General features: G+C 39.7%; 16 protein-coding genes. 2 read left to right on the top strand and 14 right to left on the bottom strand.

The genetic code is table 11. The features are described from left to right. Positions 1 to 94: 94 nt before the first annotated feature. The 5 genes from nhaA to EO121_RS07380 all read right to left on the bottom strand — a co-directional run bounded on the left by nhaA (position 95) and on the right by EO121_RS07380 (position 5890). Positions 95 to 1279 carry a Na+/H+ antiporter NhaA gene (gene nhaA, locus EO121_RS07400; protein WP_127167137.1) on the bottom strand — a complete coding sequence of 395 codons (1185 nt, stop codon included), beginning with the start codon at positions 1277 to 1279 and terminating at the stop codon, positions 95 to 97. Between the two features lie 84 nt (positions 1280 to 1363). Then, positions 1364 to 2647: a phosphoribosylamine--glycine ligase gene (purD, locus tag EO121_RS07395; protein ID WP_127167135.1), complete on the bottom strand. Its 1284-nt coding sequence runs from the start codon at positions 2645 to 2647 to the stop codon at positions 1364 to 1366. A gap of 19 nt (positions 2648 to 2666) precedes the next feature. Beyond that, positions 2667 to 3290 (bottom strand): phosphoribosylglycinamide formyltransferase, encoded by a 624-nt coding sequence (purN, locus tag EO121_RS07390; protein ID WP_127167134.1) that lies wholly within the window; start codon positions 3288 to 3290, stop codon positions 2667 to 2669. Continuing rightward, positions 3283 to 4344: a phosphoribosylformylglycinamidine cyclo-ligase gene (gene purM / locus EO121_RS07385; protein WP_127167132.1), complete on the bottom strand. Its 1062-nt coding sequence runs from the start codon at positions 4342 to 4344 to the stop codon at positions 3283 to 3285. The genes purN and purM overlap by 8 nt, the downstream gene beginning before the upstream one ends. Continuing rightward, positions 4334 to 5890 carry an amidophosphoribosyltransferase gene (locus tag EO121_RS07380; protein ID WP_127167130.1) on the bottom strand — a complete coding sequence of 519 codons (1557 nt, stop codon included), beginning with the start codon at positions 5888 to 5890 and terminating at the stop codon, positions 4334 to 4336. The genes purM and EO121_RS07380 overlap by 11 nt, the downstream gene beginning before the upstream one ends. A gap of 232 nt (positions 5891 to 6122) precedes the next feature. Here EO121_RS07380 and EO121_RS07375 point away from each other — a divergent pair, with 232 nt between their 5' ends. Next, on the top strand, positions 6123 to 10103 hold the full coding sequence (locus EO121_RS07375) for a phosphoribosylformylglycinamidine synthase (protein ID WP_127167128.1): 3981 nt from the start codon (positions 6123 to 6125) through the stop codon (positions 10101 to 10103). 254 nt (positions 10104 to 10357) lie between these two features. On the opposite strand, the gene hpf is transcribed toward EO121_RS07375, so the two are convergent. The 5 genes from hpf to EO121_RS07350 form a co-directional block, all read right to left on the bottom strand. Continuing rightward, positions 10358 to 10891 carry a ribosome hibernation-promoting factor, HPF/YfiA family gene (hpf, locus tag EO121_RS07370; RefSeq protein WP_127167126.1) on the bottom strand — a complete coding sequence of 178 codons (534 nt, stop codon included), beginning with the start codon at positions 10889 to 10891 and terminating at the stop codon, positions 10358 to 10360. Between the two features lie 228 nt (positions 10892 to 11119). After that, on the bottom strand, positions 11120 to 11317 hold the full coding sequence (locus tag EO121_RS07365; RefSeq protein ID WP_009354004.1) for a cold shock domain-containing protein: 198 nt from the start codon (positions 11315 to 11317) through the stop codon (positions 11120 to 11122). Between the two features lie 726 nt (positions 11318 to 12043). After that, the gene (locus tag EO121_RS07360; protein ID WP_127167124.1) at positions 12044 to 12766 is read right to left on the bottom strand and encodes an amino acid ABC transporter ATP-binding protein; all 723 of its coding nucleotides are present in this window, start codon (positions 12764 to 12766) and stop codon (positions 12044 to 12046) included. Then, positions 12763 to 13446 carry an amino acid ABC transporter permease gene (locus EO121_RS07355; RefSeq protein WP_009372151.1) on the bottom strand — a complete coding sequence of 228 codons (684 nt, stop codon included), beginning with the start codon at positions 13444 to 13446 and terminating at the stop codon, positions 12763 to 12765. The genes EO121_RS07360 and EO121_RS07355 overlap by 4 nt, the downstream gene beginning before the upstream one ends. Positions 13447 to 13510: 64 nt before the next feature. Beyond that, positions 13511 to 14326, bottom strand: coding sequence for a basic amino acid ABC transporter substrate-binding protein (locus EO121_RS07350; protein ID WP_370447223.1), 816 nt, complete (start codon positions 14324 to 14326; stop codon positions 13511 to 13513). Between the two features lie 739 nt (positions 14327 to 15065). Between EO121_RS07350 and EO121_RS07345 the strand changes: the two genes are divergently transcribed. Further along, a complete protein-coding gene (locus tag EO121_RS07345) occupies positions 15066 to 15668 on the top strand; it encodes an HD-GYP domain-containing protein (protein ID WP_127167120.1) in 603 nt (200 codons plus the stop codon). Between the two features lie 3 nt (positions 15669 to 15671). On the opposite strand, the gene EO121_RS07340 is transcribed toward EO121_RS07345, so the two are convergent. Genes EO121_RS07340 through EO121_RS07325 form a run of 4 tightly spaced genes read right to left on the bottom strand, consistent with a single transcriptional unit; the run spans position 15672 to position 20189 of the window. Beyond that, positions 15672 to 16325 carry a ComF family protein gene (locus EO121_RS07340; protein WP_127167118.1) on the bottom strand — a complete coding sequence of 218 codons (654 nt, stop codon included), beginning with the start codon at positions 16323 to 16325 and terminating at the stop codon, positions 15672 to 15674. Continuing rightward, a complete protein-coding gene (locus EO121_RS07335; protein WP_127167116.1) occupies positions 16325 to 18472 on the bottom strand; it encodes an ATP-dependent RecD-like DNA helicase in 2148 nt (715 codons plus the stop codon). The genes EO121_RS07340 and EO121_RS07335 overlap by 1 nt, the downstream gene beginning before the upstream one ends. Beyond that, positions 18469 to 19236, bottom strand: a complete 768-nt coding sequence (locus EO121_RS07330) for a shikimate kinase (protein ID WP_127167114.1) — start codon at positions 19234 to 19236, stop codon at positions 18469 to 18471. Before EO121_RS07330 ends, EO121_RS07335 begins: the two co-directional genes overlap by 4 nt. Positions 19237 to 19247: 11 nt before the next feature. Next, entirely contained in the window at positions 19248 to 20189 is a 942-nt protein-coding gene (locus EO121_RS07325) for a bifunctional riboflavin kinase/FAD synthetase (RefSeq protein ID WP_127167112.1), read from the bottom strand. Positions 20190 to 20429 lie beyond the last annotated feature (240 nt).

The raw sequence follows: 20429 nt of genomic DNA, 5'->3' as shown, positions 1-20429 counted from the left end.
ACAGATTGAAAACTTTCATAATAAAAAAAGCTGTAATGAAAGTTTCCTTTCACTACAGCTTATATAGAGCCTCTACTCTCTATGAAGTATGCAATTAAATATGTTGTCCTTTGATCATATCGTATTCAGACACGCTCACTTGTTGTTTACGTCCAGCAATTTTTAATACTGTATATCCCAAGATACCAGATACGATAGAACCAACGAAGATACCAACTTTTGCCATTTCTTGTGCTTCTCCTGGAGGGAATGCCAACAAGGATACAAACAAGCTCATGGTAAATCCAATACCACAACATAGAGCAATACCATACACATGAACCCAATTGGTTTGTGCTGGCATTTCCACGAGTTTAGATTTCACTAGCAAGAACAAAGTACCAAATACACCTACTTGTTTACCAAGTACTAAGCCTACTGCGACCCCCAATACAACTGGATGCGCAAAGCTTTCTAAGGTAAACCCATGGAAAGATACCCCTGCGTTGGCAAAACCAAAGATTGGAATAATTAAGTAGGTAACCCAGTTACTCAAAGTATGCTCCCATTCTGATAAAGGAGATACATGACGTCCATCACGTATACCATGGTATGGAATGAACGCCGCTAGAATAACGCCCGCTAAGGTAGCATGTAATCCAGACTTAAACACACAGAACCAAAGGCCAAAGCCTAAGGCTAAATACGGAATTGGTCGCGTATAGTTCATACGGTTTACGTATTGTAACATGAAGACGATGATTGCGGCTACGAATAAGTAAAAGAAATTTAACTCTGCTGTATAGAAAAAAGCAATAATGACGATAGCCATCAAGTCATCCATAACAGCCAAGGTAGTTAAAAATACTTTCATTGCAATGGGTACTCGATCACCTAAGAGTGAAACGATACCGATGGCAAAGGCAATGTCTGTAGCTGTTGGAATCCCCCAACCATGAATAAAGTCTGGATGATAACCGACAATGAAATAATAAATTAAAGCCGGCATTAAAAGACCAAAGAATGCAGCAATACCTGGCAAAAATCGTTTTGCATTGGTATTCAATTCCCCTGCAATCATTTCCCGTTTTACTTCAAGGCCTACAAATAAAAAGAAGACCGCCATGGCCACATCATTAATCCATAATTCAATGGATAATGGTCCCAATTTAGCATGAAGTAAAGAGTGATACAAACTTTCTACTGGAGAGTTTGCCAATAGCACCCCTACCACAGCAGCTACGAAGAGTAGTACACCCCCTGCTGATGGTGATGTAAAAAAAGATACAATTCGATTCATATAATTACCCCTCTACTATGTAATATATATCATTGAATAAGTAAACTATGTCTTTTGTATTATATCACTTATTATATTCTTTATCTATCGAGTTTTTTCTATATTGCACATGTATACAAAATCCAAACTAGATTTACCAATGTCCTTACGGTGTTGTTGTCCCTCAAAATCAATCATACCCACACGTTCATACGCATGTGCTAAGGATTGTTCTAACGTATCTCCCAATCCTACCACACCTAACACTCGACCGCCTTGTGTTACATAGTGATCCGTTTCATATGCTATACCAGAGTGAAATACCATCGATCTAGTATCCATAGTGTGTATATCACCAGTGATGCTTCGACCTGTCAAGGGCTGATTCGGATATCCTTCGGATGCTAAGATAACACATGAAGCATATTGTTTGGACCACTCCAAGGACATCCCCTCTAATTGTCCCGTAGCTGTGGCATACATGATGACTCCTAGATCACTCTGTAATAATGGCAGTATCACTTGTGTTTCTGGATCACCGAAGCGCGCATTGAACTCTACTACTTTCGGACCTTCCTCGGTAAGCATAAGACCTGTATACAAGCAACCCACATAAGGATGACCTTCTTCTACCATGGCTTTCACGATGGGCTTTACTATGGTGTCTACTATGACTTGCTCCAACGTATCATCCAGTTCTGGCACCGGTGCATAGGCTCCCATCCCCCCTGTATTAGGACCTGCATCATGGTCTAACAATCGTTTATGGTCTCTTGCCCCTATCATAGGCAAAACATGGGTACCGTCCACAAAGGACAACAAGGATACCTCCTGTCCTCGCATATATTCCTCAATCACAACGCTTTCTTCCGAACTACTCAGCATCTCTTGTAACACTTGTTCTGCATCTGTGAAAGTCTCACAAATAGTGACACCTTTACCACCGCATAGTCCATCCCGCTTTAATACAATCGGTACACCCCATTGATGAATGATGCGCTTTCCTGTTTCTATATCTTGGCAGACCTCATACTTTGCTGTAGGAATCTCATATCGACGCATTACATCTTTTGCAAACGACTTAGACCCTTCTAATCGAGACGCCTGCTGGGATGGTCCAAATACAGGAATCTCCACGGCTCGAATTGCATCACTAAGTCCCTCCACAAGAGGCAATTCAGGCCCTATCACAACCAGATCAATCTTATATTCTAATAACCAAGCTAGTAAGGTGTCTCGGTTCTTCCAATCTAGGTTGACTACAGTGGCTATCGAAGTCATTCCTGCATTGCCTGGCACTACATAGACATCTGTTACAGATGGGCTATGATGTAATTTCCAAGCTAATGCGTGTTCACGACCACCATTGCCAATAATACATACTTTCATAGATACCTCTCAATATAAACTATTTTATAATAGCTTGTTTCTTAATGACAACACGAGATCCCACTATATTCAAGGCATCCTCGCAAAATAATCGCACCGCCTCTGGGTAGATGCGATGCTCTTCATGCAAGATTCGTGTTGATAAAGTATCCACCGTGTCATCTTCATAGACAGGTACCACCGCCTGTGCAATGATAGGACCCGTATCCATGCCTTCATCCACAAAATGAACGGTACATCCTGTGTATGTTACGCCTTTTAGTAAGGCTTGCTTCTGTGCCTGTAAGCCTGTAAAGGCTGGCAATAAGGAGGGATGTATGTTCAAGATGTTTCCTCTGTACGCTTGCACAAATGTAGGTGGTAATATACGCATATACCCAGCTAACAAGATGCCCTCCACCTCATATTCTTGTAACAGATCTAGCATAGCTTGTATCCAGGCTGCTTCAGTACCATATTTGGCAGGATCTACTATGTGTACAGGAATGTGCCAAGCACATCCCTTCTCCACAATGCCCACATGAGGTCTATCACTAATGATAAGAACGATTTCACCCTCTATATGCCCCGCTTCTATGGCCTTATAGATGGCTTCTCCATTAGATCCTCTGCCACTGCCAAATAGAGCCAATCGTTTACGCATGGAAGGCCTCACCAAGAATCGTCACATCTCCCTGCCCTTCTGTAACAAGTCCAATGGAGTACACCACTTCTCCTTGCTCTTGCAACACTTCTACGACTCGTTCTACTAACTCTGGCTTCACTACTAGCACCATACCTATGCCCATATTGAAAGTATGATACATTTCTCTCGTTTCCACATGTCCCCATTCTTGTATTAGCTTAAAAATAGGTGGTACTGTCCACGCATCACTATGAATCGTGACAGATAACCCTTTTGGTAATATACGAGGAATGTTGTCGTAAAAAGATCCTCCGGTTATATGAGCCATCCCTTTTACTAACTGTTCTTTCAGTAGTGGTAGAATAGGTTTTACATACAGTTTCGTTGGTGTTAATACTTCTTCTCCAATGGTGCGACCCAACTCATTTACATAGGTGTCCAATGGCATTTGTTGTTTATCTAAGATGATATGGCGCACTAAGGAAAATCCATTGGAGTGTAAACCTGAGGAAGGTAAACCTAGTACCATATCTCCTGCCTCGATAGAGGCTCCCGTAATGCATCGGTCCTTATCTACAATCCCCACTGCAAAGCCAGCTAAATCATAATTGCCATCGCCGTAGAAACTAGACATTTCCGATGTTTCTCCACCGATTAAAGCACACCCACATGTTTCACAAGCCTCACCAATACCATCAATGATACTTTCAATATGATTATGTTCCAATTTACCGACTGCAATGTAGTCTAGGAAAAATAAAGGAGTCGCCCCCTGTGCTATCACATCGTTCACACTCATAGCCACACAATCTTGGCCAATCTGGCGATGCTCATTCATGAGGACCGCAAAACGAATTTTAGTACCTACTCCATCTGTGCTTGATACTAGCACGGGTTCTTTCATGCTATGGCCTGCTAAAGAATAGAGCCCACTAAAACCACCTAGAGATCCTAGTACACCCGGTGTATAGGTGCGTTCCACACGGTGTTTAATCTTTTGAATGAGCTGGTTCCCCGCTTCTACATCCACGCCAGCATCTAAATAGGCAACAGGTGTATTATCAACAGACATAAGTACCTCCCTTGGTATACTCATCCCCTACAGGACTTGGATACTCTCCAGTAAAACAAGCCACACACAAATGCGGTACTTCTAATTGTTTCATAGACTGCATCAATCCTTCATGAGACAAATAATATAAACGATCAACGCCAATATATTGACTGATTTCTTCTATGGAATATCGATGAGCTAACAACTCTTCTGCATCAGATGTATCGATACCAAAATAGCAAGGATACCGAATAGGTTCAGAAGTTAAACACAAATAGATTTCTTTCGCTCCCGCTTGTCGTAACATGGAAACGATATATCGACTTGTGGTGCCTCGTACAATGGAATCATCAATAAGAACAATACGCTTTCCTTGTACCACATCAGGAACAATACTAAACTTGTTACGCACCGCTTCCTCTCGACTAATTTGGTTGGGTTCTATGAAAGTCCGCAATACCTTCGGATTCCTCACTAACCCTTCCCTATAGGGTATACCAGATTCCTCTGCATATCCCTGCGCAGACAAAGTCCCTGAACTAGGTATGGGCATAACAATATCCGCTTCATACTGTGTTTCTTTTGCCAATTGACGCCCCATAGCTACCCTTGCCTCTGATACACTTTGTCCATCGATAACACTGGTAGGATCTGCAAAATAGATATATTCAAACACGCAAGTATGTTGTTCCACTACCGTCTGTTGTTCTACGCCTGCACTTCCTACATGTACTTGTTTTGTTTTTTCTTTATTTTCTAATCCCTCAGCCCCATCTCGAGAAATAGTTCTACTCTGTATACCACCCTCAGTATTTCGGTAGTCCGAGACTTCATATCTTATACTGGAGTGATACGGTACACTGCGGAAATCTGTTCCATCAATAAGAATTATTTCACCAGGCCTTACATCACGAATGAAAGTCCCCTCTATAGCGCCTATAGCGCAACTTTCAGAGGCAAGTACATACCCTTGGCCCGTACGTCCTACACAAAGAGGACGATACCCATGAGGATCTCTCACACCTATCAGCATCTCATTAGCAACAATCGTCAACGAAAAGGCACCTTCTAATCGCGCACAAGCTTGCTGAATAGCACCTAGGATGGTCGATGCATTGGAGCAGTTGATTAAATGGACGATGACTTCTGAATCCATTGTGGTCGTAAACACACAGCCTTGGGTTTCCAACTCACGACGTAACACTCGGGCATTCGTCAAATTCCCATTATGGGCCACTGCAAATGCACCCCACTGCGACTCCCCTACAATGGGTTGTACATCACAAGGATTCTCTATACCTGTCGTAGAATACCGTACATGTCCAATTCCTATATGACCTTTTAAGAAAGAAACATCCTGTAAGGCCTCTTTCACGAGCCCTGGTCCTTTCACCACATCTATCTGTGATTCATGAACAACAGCGATACCCGCTCCCTCTTGCCCTCGGTGCTGTAACGCCATAAGACCTTCATATATAGTTGTCCCGATGGTAGAGGACTTGTCATAGATTCCAAAGACTCCACATTCCTCATGCCATGTATCTAACACACCATCATATTTCATTATGCCCCCTAGAGTCATACTCTACTCATATCGTGCACACGGACAGATTATCAAATGTCAAACTATCTCTATTATAACTTGCTACACAGCTATCTTCAATACAAACTCAGGGAATCAACAAAAAACGTGGTATACTTAAGATACAAAAAGTCATGTATGGAACACTAACAAACATACTATAGGATATAGCGAGAATCCCACTACTGTCCTATTAACCTAAAGGAGGCTATGTATGCACATATTCCGTCTATTTGTCACTCCTCGCACAACTACTTCACAGGAATCCGAACAATTACGTATGACCTTTGAACAAGATTTACAGATTCCTCTCACCGACCTCACAATCTATGAACGATACGATATCTCTGGAATTACAGAATCAGAGTTTAATCTTGCCAAAACTCTTATTTTTTCTGAACCTCCCATAGAAACTACCTCTACTACATTAAACCTGTCCGCCCTAGACCATCCCATTGCGATTGCACCTATGCTAGGCCAATATGACCAGCGTGCTGATGCTGCAGCGCAATGCCTCTCCATCCTCACTGGTCATGATCATAGTACTGTACGTACTGCACGAGTCTATGTATTAACTGGTCCACTCTCCAAAGTGCATCTAGATACAGCTCGGCAATACCTTTTACGATCTATCGATACTTGTGAAAGTTCCATGGAATTACCTACAACGCTGGACTTAGAAACACCTGTTATTCCAAAAACTTCATACATAGAGGAGTTTATCACTCTATCGAAAACGAAATTAGAAGAGCTCCTTCAATCCATGCAATTAGCCATGACCATAGAAGACTTATTTTGTATCCAAACATATTTCCAACAGGAATATCGAAATCCAACCATCACTGAAATTCGTGTATTGGATACCTATTGGTCAGACCATTGTCGTCACACTACGTTCAACACTGAACTAACAGAGATTACCTTTGATGAGTCTGCACTTACCGAGCCGGTTCAAAAAACGTATCAAACCTATCTTGAAACAAAACAACAACTGAATCCATCGAGCAATCTAGCACCCACATTAATGGACATGGCCACAATGGCTATGCAAGAACTTCGTCATCAAGGCAAACTAAATCAATTAGATGTGTCAGACGAAATCAATGCTTGCACCGTCATTGTTCCGGTGCAGGTGGATGGTAAAAAAGAAGAATGGCTGTTATTGTTCAAAAACGAAACCCATAATCATCCTACTGAAATAGAACCTTTCGGTGGTGCTGCCACTTGTTTAGGTGGCTGTATTCGAGATCCGCTCAGTGGTCGTGCCTATGTATACCAAGCCATGCGTATCACTGGTTCTGGTAACCCTTTAGTCTCAAAAGAGCATACTTTGCCCGGTAAATTACCACAATCCTACATCACAACCACAGCCGCCAAAGGTTTTTCTTCCTACGGCAACCAAATCGGAATTCCTACAGGTGAAGTACGAGAATATTACCATGATTCCTATGGAGCTAAACGTTTAGAAGTAGGTGCTGTCATCGGTGCTGTGCCGCGATCTTATGTACATCGTGAAAACCCTGTCCAAGGTGATCTCATTATATTGCTAGGTGGTAAAACTGGCCGTGATGGCTGTGGCGGTGCTACGGGATCTTCTAAAACACATACAAAATCCTCCCTCTCTACCTGTGGTGCAGAAGTGCAAAAAGGAAATCCTGTCACAGAACGAAAGTTACAACGCCTATTCCGCATCCTAGAGGTGACACGATGCATCAAACGATGCAACGACTTTGGAGCAGGTGGTGTAGCCGTTGCTATTGGAGAAATTGCTGATAGTGTTCACATATATCTAGATGCTGTTCCTACAAAATATTCTGGGCTCACTGGTACGGAACTCGCTATCTCAGAATCCCAAGAGAGAATGGCTTGCATTATTGATCCTAGGCAATGGAAACGAATCCAATCCTATTGTGCAAAGGAAAATCTGGAGGTTACCATCGTAGGAGAAGTGACAAATACTGGACGCCTAGTGATGGACTTTCGAGGAGAAACTATCGTCAACCTACATCGTCAGTTCTTAGCTACAAATGGAGCTACACAATGTGCTACTGCTCATATCGTATCTCCCAAAGCAAACCACTCCCCTTCGTTTGCTACGAATCTATCTTCCAACTCTACAGCAACCAAAGCTTCCATAGAAACACGCTTTCATCAAGCCTTGCAAGATTTGAACAGTACCTCGCAAGAAGGATTACGAGCTATGTTTGACTCTACCGTAGGTGGAAACACAGTACTTTTTCCTTTCAGTGGAACCTATTTGAAAACTCCCGTCCAAGGGATGGTAGCAAAACTTCCTGTGTTACAGGGAACTACTACGACTACAAGCATCATGACCCATGGTTTTGATCCCTATCTATCGGAATGGAGTCCCTACCATGGCGCTCAGTATGCGGTACTCCTTAGCTTAGCAAAGTTAGCCGCTATAGGAGGGGATATTTCTAAAGCCTATCTAAGTTTGCAAGAATATTTTGAAAAGCTCAACAGCCCTGCCTCCTGGGGCAAAGTCGTTTCTGCCCTATTGGGGACCTACGAGGCGCAACGCCAATTAGGTGTGGCTGCCATTGGTGGCAAAGATTCTATGAGCGGTACATTCCAAGATCTCCATGTGCCCCCTACTCTTATTTCTTTTGCTGTCACCACCGAGGATATCCATCGCATACTCGCTCCTCACTTTCATGAGGCACACCATCATATCCTTTTTTTACATGTACCGGAGCACAGTGATGGAACACCTGATTGGGCAACCTTTAAAGCACACTGTAAAACCTTGCGTTCCTACAATATCACGCAACAAGTGTATAGTGCGTATGTCGTAGAACAGGATGGCATCGGACCCGCTACGGTGAAAGCTTGTCTAGGCAATGCCATTGGCTGTGTCTACCATAAAGACGAACTGCAAAGACTAGTTATGTCTGTATCTTCTACGCATAAAAAACGAGATCTAGACCAAACAAGCATAACTCAATCCTGTGCCAATACATCAGAGAATCATAGCACTAATACATCCGAGAATCATAATTCCAATACATCAGAGAATCATAATTCCAATACATCAGAGAATGATAGTCCCCATGCTGCTCTAACTCCTGAAGATATGTTGTTCTATCCCTTCCGTGGTTCCTTCCTCATAGAGGTGGATACTGTGACATCGCAAGTATTACAGGCCATGCCACATATCTACCATATTGGTACTACACAAGAAGATCCTTCTATTGTGATGGGGGATACCACTATCTCATTAGATGACTTAACCAATTCCTATGAAAGCACCTTAGCCTCTATCTTTCCTATCTACGCAAAAGAAAAAAACTTCGGCGATACCAACACCTCTGCTGACAGCAAACTACTACACACTACACAAAGCAAACCATGTAGTAAGTATACCTCTCTATCTCATCCTAAAGTGCTGATTCCTGTATTCCCTGGCACCAATTGTGAATATGAATCTGCACGGGCTTTCACAGAGCATGGTGCCAAGGTAGACACTCTTGTCATTCGTAATCAAAGCAGTCAAGAATTACAAGAATCTATTCAAGCCTTACAACGCAGTATAGACAGTGCTCAAATTGTATGTTTCCCTGGTGGTTTTAGTAGCGGTGATGAACCTGCAGGATCTGGCAAATTTATAGCTACCCTGTTTCACAATCCCTACTTACAAGAGTCCCTTGAAAATTTGTTGTACCGTCGAGACGGACTAGTCCTTGGTATATGTAATGGGTTTCAAGCGCTCATTAAATTAGGCCTTTTACCCACCGGACATATACACAGATTGACTGAAAGTAGTCCCACCTTGACGTACAACTCCATTAGTCGCCATATATCTAGCATGGTTCATACTAAAGTTGTATCCACCGCTTCACCATGGCTAAGTGCCTGTGATACAAACAGTATCTATACCGTGCCTATTTCTCACGGAGAAGGCCGTTTCCTTGCATCCCCAGAGCAACTACACGAACTACATGTAAATGGTCAAATAGCTACGCAATACGTAGACTCTTTGGGCAATAATAGCACTAGTCCTCGGTGGAATCCAAATCAATCCATGGGCGCTGTAGAAGGCTTACTCAGCCCTGATGGTCGTGTGTTCGGAAAAATGGCACACATAGAACGTATCGGATATGGCGTTCATAAAAACATAGAAGGTCAACTTGTAATGCCCATCTTTGCATCAGGCGTGCACTACTTTACAGACTAGTACACCCATAGAGCTCTTTCACTCAATAAGCTAAACCCCAAACTATAAAAAGAACTGGCTATTTAAATAGCTAGTGCTAAGATCTTTTTATATGCCCCCCTCATTTGATAAAGAGGCTGAAAAACACAAATAGAGGAAGATGGAGTAAAGGCATCCATCTTCCTCTATTGTTATATTACTTACCGAAAAAAAGAAGCTATGACAACATGTATCACACGTATCATAGCCCTTTCTATATAATGTATGAATTATGATTAACCTACTTCTGGTTCTAACAAACCATATTTACCATCATGTCGACGATATACAACGTTCATGATTTCAGTATCTTCATTGAAGAACATAAAGAAGTCATGTTCCAATAGATTCATTTGTAAAGTCGCTTCTTCCACGCTCATAGGACGTACAGTAAAGTTTTTGCGACGTACTACTTCCAATTCCTTTTCTTCTGGAATCGCTTCCACAGGTGTCACATCTACATGGAATCCAGTTTCTTTACGGAATCGTTTCGCTAACCGTGTTTTATGTTTATGGATTTGACGAACAATTTTATCCACTACTAAATCAATAGCGGCATACATATCTAAATGGTTTTCTACACCACGCAATACTACACTTTCTACAAAGCATGTCACTTCTACTTTACGTTCTTCTTTTTCCACGGATAATACAACTTGCACTGTCACTGGAGTTTCAAAATAACGAGATAACTTTTCTACCCGTTTTTCAATATATTCACGTAACGCTGCTGTCACTTCAAGATTTTTGCCTCGTACTGTTAATTTCATAGTGCTCATCCTTTCTGCATTACCTATAAATAAGTACCATATTTATATAGTTCTACAGAAATTCTTAAAACCCTTTTTAATTTTTCAAAAATTTTTCCTACTCTAATCTCCCTTTGTTGTTCTACAGTCCCTTTGTCAATACCCTTAGTACTGCTTTTGCCTTTACAAATACAAATTAAAAAGCTTAGGATCTCCTACTAGGAATATCCTAAGCCTTTTTGTTATGAACTAAGCTTTATATACGTTAGCCGCTTGAAGACCGCGGTTGCCATCTACGATTTCAAATTCTACTTGTTGTCCTTCGGATAAAGACTTAAAGCCATCTTCTTGGATTGCAGAAAAATGAACGAATACATCGCTGCCATCTTCTCTTTCAATAAATCCATAACCTTTTTCTGCGCTGAACCATTTTACTTTCCCAAGCATGATAATTCCTCCTACCTTTAATACTGCAAGTGATTTAGAGTATCTAAATCTTGCTTTCATGTTATCACTATATATGTATGGTGTCAATCAAAATATTATTTTATTTTCAAGATTATACTAGATTGATATAATTCAACGAAATTATTAATCAATTATTTCATTTTATCCTTATAATATAAACATTTAGGATATATATCATACTTTATATATTTACTACATAAATCAATTTATATTCACACTATGTTTTATTTTTATGAATTTATAAAATCTATCAGTTATCAAGATTACATTAAATAACTTTATTCAAATCGTGTTGTTTTTCCTTTGTGTATATCATTTTAATAATTATTTTTACTTACTATCAACTATAAAAAATCACAATATTTATTCTTTTTGCATAGTTTATTCAACACACATTATACAAATGCACATAAAATAGCACTCAAAAGCTTTTAATCCTTATGCCACTATTATTATCTAAGATGATAGGGCTATATATCATGTTAGAGCATATAAACACATACATATATAGACATATATGCCAATCTATTGAAATACATCAGAATGCATTGGAAATCATTTAGAAATATAAACAACAGCAAATAAAAACTACCCTACACAGGAAACTCCATAGATAGGGTAGTTGTTTTTGCATATTTGAAATAACATTTCTTATAAGAGACAAACTAAATTTGTTGCCTAGAATAACTGACAACAAACTTATACTTATCGAATTACTTTTGACAAGAATGATTTTGTTCGTTCATGTTTTGGTATATCAAACACTTCAGCTGGTGTGCCTTCTTCTAAAATCTCGCCACCATCTACAAATAATACACGAGTAGCTACTTCTTTGGCAAAGCTCATTTCATGAGTAACGATGACCATAGTCATCCCCTCTTTAGCTAAGTCTTTCATAACATCTAATACTTCGCTAACCATTTCTGGATCTAACGCTGATGTAGGTTCATCAAAAAGCATCACTTTTGGTTTCATCGCTAATGCACGAGCAATGGCCACACGTTGTTGTTGCCCACCAGATAATTGTTCTGGGTACGCCTCTGCTTTATCGGATAAACCTACTTTTCCCAATAAATCATGAGCAATACTTTCCGCTTCAGATTTTGAAAGTCCTCTAATTTTTTGTGGTGCTAAGGTAATATTATCTAGCACGGTCATATGAGGGAATAGATTAAATCGTTGGAATACCATGCCCACTTCAGCACGTACATTGTTGATATTTTCTTTCACATTTAAGTTCTTACCATCTACAATCACGTCACCTTGTGTTGGTTCTTCTAAATAGTTCATGCAGCGCAATACCGTACTTTTACCAGAACCAGATGGTCCAATAATGACCACTACTTCACCAGCATCGATTTCTGTTGAAACGCCTTTTAAGACATGTAATTGTCCAAAGTATTTATGTACATTCTGTAATTGAATCATTTGATATTATATTTCCTTTCTAAGTACGCTACGAGTCGGGAAATGGTTAATGTCATAATCAAGTAAATCACCGCTACGGCTGTCCAGATTTCAAAGGAACCATAGGTACGAGCGATAATTAATTGTCCACGACGTGTCAATTCTTCAAAACCGATTACCGCCACTAAGGAAGTATCTTTCAACATGGCTATAAATTCATTGCCCAATGGTGGAATGATGGCTTTGAAAGCTTGTGGCATAATAACATAGCGCATCGTTTGGAACCAAGTTAAACCTAAAGAGCGACCTGCTTCCATTTGACCTTTATTAATAGATTGGATACCGGCACGGAAAATTTCAGAAACATAAGCACCAGAGTTTATAGAACAAGCCAAGACGGCGGCTAAATAGGGCCCAATTGGTTCTGGCGCACCATTGGCATTGACAATAGCGCCCAACAATTTAGGGCCACCGAAATAAATCATGAAGATTTGTACTAATAGTGGTGTACCACGGAATAATTCTACATAACATTTTGCGATGAGACGAATCACTTTAAATCGTGATAAGTTCATCAACGCCACTACCAGTCCAATAAAGAAACCAAAGCCCACACTCATGAGGGTAATTTGAATCGTAATTCCAGCCCCTCCAATTAACAGGGGTAAAGAGTCGACAATTAACTGCCAATTAAAATCCATCGTTACCTATCCATCCTTTCATTCAACACAGATAAGGAGGCACAAAGCCTCCTTATATAGTACATTATTTTCCTTCATATGTCACGGGAATATCCTTAGGCATGTCAGTTTTAAACCATGTTTGGTAAATCTTATTTAAAGTACCATCTTGTTTCATCTCTGTCAATGCTTTATTTACACTATCTACTAGGTCTTTATTTTTTTTATTCATAGCTAAACCAAAGTATTCTTTCGTATTTGGATAAGCGATGACTGTTAAGTGTTGATCACTATGTTTAGCTACGTAATACTGTGCCACTGGCAAATCAATTAATGCCCCTTCTACACCACCATTTTGTAGTTCTAGCAAAGCATCGCTGGTATGGTCAAAGTTTTTTACCATAGCCCCATTGATTTTGCTTGCTAAGTCTGCCCCTGTAGTGCCCATTTGTACAGCAATTGTTTTACCTGCCAAATCATCTAAGCCTTTAATAGCACTAGTTTCTTTGACAACCACAGCCATACCAGATTCATAATAAGGCATACTGAAACCAACTTTTTCCATCCGTGCTTTTGTGATAGTCATCCCCGATGCTGCTAAATCGATCTCACCATTATCTAAAGCTGGTACTAGAGCATCAAAAGGAACATTTTTAAATTCAATAGTCTTACCCGTCCGTTTTGCAATTTCTTTGGCCACATCGATATCAAAGCCTTGTAATTCTTCGGAACCTTCTTGCTTAAACTCGAATGGCACAAACGTTGCATTAGTGCCTATCTTTAAGACACTTTCTTTTTGTGCTTGATTCCCCCCTTGAGAACCACATCCTCCTAGTAGTGCTACTACACCTAAGGCTAATAATCCAGTACATATTAGCTTTTTTACATTTGTTTTCATGATGTTTCTCCTTTACTAAATCACTCATGTTGTATCTTATGCACTAATTATACATCTGCTTGAATATTTAGTCAACATATTTTTGCAAAATTTATGTATTTTTATTAATTATCGTTATATGCACTAAATTGCATAGACTAGTTCCAAAGACTATCATGCAAAAAAAGCATAAAAAAATACACAGCAGAACAATTTCTGCTGTGTTTCATACGGCTGACCTGGTCTTTGCCCCCACACTCGCCTGCTGGAAGGTTCGCTCTTAAGCTGTGCTCCCCACTACTACTCCTCTCGACATCTTCTGTCGGCAGGTCTTACATCTAAGCCGCACCATGCTCACAATTTCTCATTGCTTATGTGGATCGTTTCGCCTGCGACTGGCCTCGACTTTCAACCACAGACCCGTTATGTACTCTTATTATATCTATATTTCTTACTTTTGTCACTGAGGAACCATCATGATTTTTTTCATTCTACTTATATCATTTTTATATAGTACATTCGGAAAAAAGACTTGCTTTTTTTCATCAAATATACATCAACTTTGCTACATCCCATGCTTATCACATTCTCACTTTTACACCAATGATGAGAACTTTTCAGTACATTTTTGTCCACTCTGTAGGGTATATTCAAGGATAAAATTTTATTGTATAATGTGTGTACTTAAGTAAATGAAGAATATAAAAACGGTGGTTTTCCAAAAGAGAGTACACCGTTTCTATTAGTTAGGAAGGGTTTGCACATGTTTATGTTATCATTAATTCAAGAATCAGGAGCTTACGAACAAGATAAAAGCACCTTAGAGTTAGTTACCTTACAACTCTTACAGATGATTCAAATGAAAAGCCAAACTTTATATGTGCATTCAGTGCAAGTCGCCAATTACGCTGTGGCCATTGCTGCTAAAATGGGATTGCCAAAAGGTGAAATCGAATTGATTCGCCACGCAGCATGTTTACACGATTTAGGCTTAATTTGCTTACCTACCACAACCTTGATGAAGTTTCCCTACTTCAACCGTCAGGAATTGTCCAAATACAAGCAACATCCTGTATTTGGGGCTAGCATGATTGAAAACTATCCATGTTGCCAACCTATCATTCCTTACATTAAATACCATCATGAGCGTTGGGATGGCGCAGGATTTCCGAAACATTTACGAGGTGCCAATATTCCATTAGGAGCTCGCATCATTGGTATTGCTGATTACTACGTAACGGCCATCGACCCATCTTCAGATACAACGCTACAACCTCGTAGCGAGATTAAACAAGAACTATTTAGACACTCTGGCACGCAATTTGATCCAGATGTGGTAAAAGCATTCATAGAAATATTAGGATAATCATTAGGCTCCACTTGCTAAAGTGAGAGCCTTTATGTTTGCCCTAGGTAAGATAGCGTGGATTGTCTCTGCCGCTTCTAATAAGGTGGCCCCTGTTGTATAGATGTCATCCACTAGTAATATACTGATTTCTTTATCTACATAGGCACCCAGCATAGTAGGACGAACTAGGAAATGACCTTTCATATTTTTTCGTCGCTCTTCCTTTGTCAATGTCCACATGGGTTTGGAACCATCTAGTTTCACTAACAGGTCTACCCAATGCCACCCCTGTTCCATTACCCAATCTTTAAATATCGTATCTACTTGATTATACCCCCGTTGCTTCCGTTTGCTTTCGCTAATGGGAATAGGCACAACAATGGTTGGTACATATTTCATATTCAAACAAGTAACTGTAAAACGTTGTAAAAAAGGAGCGGCTCCTAGAGCTCGCTCCTTTTTTCCGTTAAATTTTATATCGTGTAGCATGGTTTTAATACCACCTGTGTAATCTGCAAGAATATATATACATTCTAGAGCTGAGTATTTTGGACCCATTATACAACGTTCATGCATAACTGCTTGCAAACATGTATCACACCACTCACCTTGAGTATATACATCTTTACCACAATGGATACAAGTAGGTGGACACAATAAATCCCAAAATCTCATTAGATCGCCCCCTCTAAGCGTTCTTTAAATAATGTATATCTATAATTTGTATCTACTCGATTCACCGCTGTATCTACAGCTGTTTCGCTACCGATGAGTAACACCTTATCCTTAGCGCGTGTAATCGCTGTATAGAGTAAATTTCGCTGTAACATCACATTATAAGCAGAAATAAATGGTAGAATAATGCGTTCGTATTCACTGCCCTGTGCTTTATGAACCGTAATGGCATAGGCGAGCGCCATTGTCATCATATCTTCTTCGTCAAGAGTCATCGATTTATCTGGAAACTTCACATGCACTTGTTTCCCCAGAATATCCGTAATAACGCCAATTTCTCCATTATATACATCTTGGTCGTAGTTATTCTCCATTTGAATCACTTTATCACCGACGCGATACACCCTTCCATCTACTTTCAGCTCTTCTTGACCACTTCGTTTTGGATTCAACTCCTCTTGCAAATAGTTAGAAATCGCTGCACTCCCTATAGGACCTTTACGCATAGGACAAACAATTTGAATATCCAGATCAGAATCTACACGCTGTAACTCCTCTCGATAATGCTTAGTAACTGCTAATAAGACACTTTCCACATCATGAGCACTTTCAAATTGAAATTCATCACAACTAGACAAATCAGGCATCTCACCATGATTGATGGCGTACGCATTATCGATGATTCGATTCCCCTCTTGCTGACGATAAATTTGCGTTAACCCTTGATAAGGTATTACAGAACTACTCAACATATCTCGTAGAATAAAACCTGCACCAATAGGCGGCAATTGGTCCACATCCCCTACAAGCACTACATAGGCGCTAGGTGGAATCGCCTGTATCAGAGCATAGTAAAGCTCCAAATTAAGCATAGATGATTCATCTACGATAACTACATCTACTTCTAATGGTTCATCCTGGTTACGAGCAAAGATATACGCATTATTTTCTAACTCTGGTTCTAACAAACGATGAATAGTGAAAGCCTCCATGCCCGTCGCTTCCGACAATCGTTTTGTGGCACGTCCTGTTGGTGCACAGAGAACGATACGTTTTAAATTTCCTTGCTGGAACCCTTCTACTAAGGCTTTGATAATAGTGGTCTTTCCTGTACCTGGACCTCCAGTGATAATAGAGAATCGATGACTGAGCGCCATATGGATAGCTTTCTTTTGCTCTTCACCTAGTTCCATGGAGTGTTTGATTTCATAACTGTTACAGAAATCGTCACCGTCCAATAAAGGTAGTACATCATTATCTAGGAAAGCTTCTGTGAAATCTACACTGTCTACTTCTGCTCGATAGACCGTAGGGTGGTAAATATACAGTACATCATCGTGATCTACTTGTACATATCGTTTTGTTTCAATTAAAGTTTCTAATCTGTCTACGGTCACATCGATATAGTCATCACCTAATAGATTCGATAACTGCACCATCAATTCCTCTATAGGCATACAAGAATGTCCAGAAGATCCAATCTGTTCCATAGTAAAGCGGATACCTGCATCAATGCGCTTTGGATTATCAAAGGGAAATCCTAGCTCCTCTGCAAAATGGTCCACTACATGAAATGGTAAGTTTGTATCTACCGTCAACAAATAGTACGGATTATCTTGCAACATTTCAATCGCTTTTGCACCGTATATTTCATAGAGTTGGCGGCTCCAACGATTACTCATATTGTACTTAGCAAAAAAGTCATTAATTTCCTGGAGAACCCCTTCCCCAAGCAACACTTTGTACAGTTCTTGCTTTGTTTTAATCGCTACATTAGGAACTTCTAATAGCTCCATAGGATTTTCTTTTTTTAGAATCTCTAGAATCGAAATTCCAAAATAATCCAACAGTTTTTCTAATGATTTAGGCCCTAAGCCTTTCACTCCAAGGCTTTCTAAATATCGTCTGGCTCCCGCTAAGGTATCTGGCATCACACGTTGTATGCTTTGAACGGAAATCTGCTTGCCATATTTTTTATGGATAATATGGGTACCTTTTATTTCAACTTCTTCCCCCACCTTTGGAGGAGTAATATTACCGGTACAAGTATGGGTATCTTCTTGATAGTCTCGTAATACAAATACGCAATAATCCTCTTGAGGAGACTTATAGATTATACGGTAAACCGTTCCTAATAGTGTGATCATAGGGATGCATTAGGTAAAGCAGAAATGACAGCTTGCACCACATCTGCTACATTGCTAATATTTTCAATTTTGATGTGACTCACACGTTCATAAATCGGTTGACGTTCCTCGTACAAGCGGAAAATATATTCAATACTTTCTTTCAATAATGGACGAATTTCCATATCTAAATCATCAAGAATTTGTTTTACATCACGTTGAATCAATACCACATAGCCAGATTCACGCATCAGTTCAGCTGAGGCATCACACAATACCGTACCACCGCCTGTAGCAATGACACTGGCATTTTTTTTACTCACCAAATCTTGAATGACATTAAGTTCTAATTGATGGAATTCATCTTCTCCATCATGAATAATAATATTTTGGATAGATTTTCCAGTACGCTCTTGAATTTCTGTATCCACATCAAAAAACTCTAATCCCAATGCTTGCGCTAAGGCCTTGCCTATGGTTGTTTTACCCGCTCCAGGCATACCAATTAAGAAAATATGTTGATGAATGTGATTCTTTTCATAATCTTTAGAAATACGAATTACCTCATTCATAAATTCTTTTGCATAATCTGCTAACTCAGGATTTTCCAATGCTTGTACAGCGGATTCAAGAATTTCCTGTTCTCTCTGTACATCATAAATTTTCATCTGATGCTCTTCTTTATACTTAGCAATATCTACCACGATACGTAAACGCTCTTCAAACAAGTGAATTAACTCTTTATTAATAGCATCAATTTTTTGGCGACTTTCTTGTAATTTCATGAACATACTCCTTAGAATTTTTTATAGATGGTACTATGTAAATGCTCTAATGCAAAGGTCTTATCATCTTCCATTTGATCAATAAGGGCTTGTAGGGAATCAAATTTAACTTCTCCACGGATAAAAGCAAGAAATTCTACCGTAGCCACTTCTCCATACACATCATCGGAAAAATCAAATAAATGAGTTTCAAAACGATGGTATTGATTGGTAAAGGTTGGATTATCTCCCATATTCCCCACTGCTCCGTACCATTTGCCTCCGATGTATACTTGGTTTACATACACACCATCAGCAGGCGCTGCCATAGTATCTGGAAAATGAAAGTTTAGCGTAGGGAATCCCAAAGTACGACCTCGTTGATCTCCTTTTACTACAGTACCTGTAAAACGATACGGGCGACCTAGCATTTGATTTGCCAATTCAATATCACCACGTAAAATGCTACTGCGTATAGCAGTGCTAGATATAGGCGCATCAATCCAATCATAGCGTACCAATTCTTGATCATGGACTTCAATAGACGGATATAATTCTCGAATCATCTTTGAATTTCCCAAGCCCTTATATCCAAAATTAAAATTTGCACCTACTACTATTTTCTGTACATCACGATGAGCACATAAACCATGAATAAAATCTTCCCCTGACTGAGCAACTAATTCTTGAGTCATGGGAAGTTCCAGCACATAATCAACACCCATAGTCTTTAACATATCATACCGTTCTTCTCGTTGTAACAAACGAGGTGGAATTTGTTTCGGCTGTAATATAGTAAATGGATGCGCATCGAAGGTAACAATCACAGAAACTCCATGACAAGATTTTGCGCTATCACAGACCTCCTTAATAATCGATTGATGACCTAAGTGCAGTCCATCAAAGGTTCCCATGCCATATACTATGGGTTCCTGTATCGTATCTAACTCTGATATCGTATATAAAATATTCATACTAATCCTTATCTTTTGAAATATGAAATAGAACTTTTATTTCAGTGTACTCTTTATTATAACACAACCGTAGACTATAGAAAGTGTATACATGTATTTCTCTGAAAGAAATACAATATCACCATATACTGTCTTATTGGTAATATCCCTTTCAACATGATTCATACTCTTTAAGACATCAACCTATCCGAGTGTATACATAAGAAAATGGTCAGGCTCCCCTAAGGTTCCTGACCATTT

It is taken from the genome of Veillonella sp. CHU732 (genome assembly GCF_003992085.1).
Taxonomy (GTDB): Bacteria; Bacillota; Negativicutes; order Veillonellales; family Veillonellaceae; genus F0422.
The sequence above is the reverse complement of the archived record's forward strand: the minus strand, read 5'-3'. Positions and strand labels throughout refer to the sequence as shown.

Coding starts and splice junctions, on each gene's coding strand:
- EO121_RS07365 (WP_009354004.1), bottom strand. CDS start 11,317: ATGCTTGGGAAAGTAAAATGGTTCAGCGCAGAAAAAGGTTATGGATTT.
- EO121_RS07335 (WP_127167116.1), bottom strand. CDS start 18,472: ATGATCACACTATTAGGAACGGTTTACCGTATAATCTATAAGTCTCCT.
- EO121_RS07360 (WP_127167124.1), bottom strand. CDS start 12,766: ATGATTCAATTACAGAATGTACATAAATACTTTGGACAATTACATGTC.
- EO121_RS07380 (WP_127167130.1), bottom strand. CDS start 5,890: ATGAAATATGATGGTGTGTTAGATACATGGCATGAGGAATGTGGAGTC.
- purM (WP_127167132.1), bottom strand. CDS start 4,344: ATGTCTGTTGATAATACACCTGTTGCCTATTTAGATGCTGGCGTGGAT.
- EO121_RS07355 (WP_009372151.1), bottom strand. CDS start 13,446: ATGGATTTTAATTGGCAGTTAATTGTCGACTCTTTACCCCTGTTAATT.
- EO121_RS07325 (WP_127167112.1), bottom strand. CDS start 20,189: ATGAATATTTTATATACGATATCAGAGTTAGATACGATACAGGAACCC.
- EO121_RS07340 (WP_127167118.1), bottom strand. CDS start 16,325: ATGAGATTTTGGGATTTATTGTGTCCACCTACTTGTATCCATTGTGGT.
- purN (WP_127167134.1), bottom strand. CDS start 3,290: ATGCGTAAACGATTGGCTCTATTTGGCAGTGGCAGAGGATCTAATGGA.
- EO121_RS07375 (WP_127167128.1), top strand. CDS start 6,123: ATGCACATATTCCGTCTATTTGTCACTCCTCGCACAACTACTTCACAG.
- nhaA (WP_127167137.1), bottom strand. CDS start 1,279: ATGAATCGAATTGTATCTTTTTTTACATCACCATCAGCAGGGGGTGTA.
- purD (WP_127167135.1), bottom strand. CDS start 2,647: ATGAAAGTATGTATTATTGGCAATGGTGGTCGTGAACACGCATTAGCT.
- hpf (WP_127167126.1), bottom strand. CDS start 10,891: ATGAAATTAACAGTACGAGGCAAAAATCTTGAAGTGACAGCAGCGTTA.
- EO121_RS07345 (WP_127167120.1), top strand. CDS start 15,066: ATGTTTATGTTATCATTAATTCAAGAATCAGGAGCTTACGAACAAGAT.
- EO121_RS07330 (WP_127167114.1), bottom strand. CDS start 19,236: ATGAAATTACAAGAAAGTCGCCAAAAAATTGATGCTATTAATAAAGAG.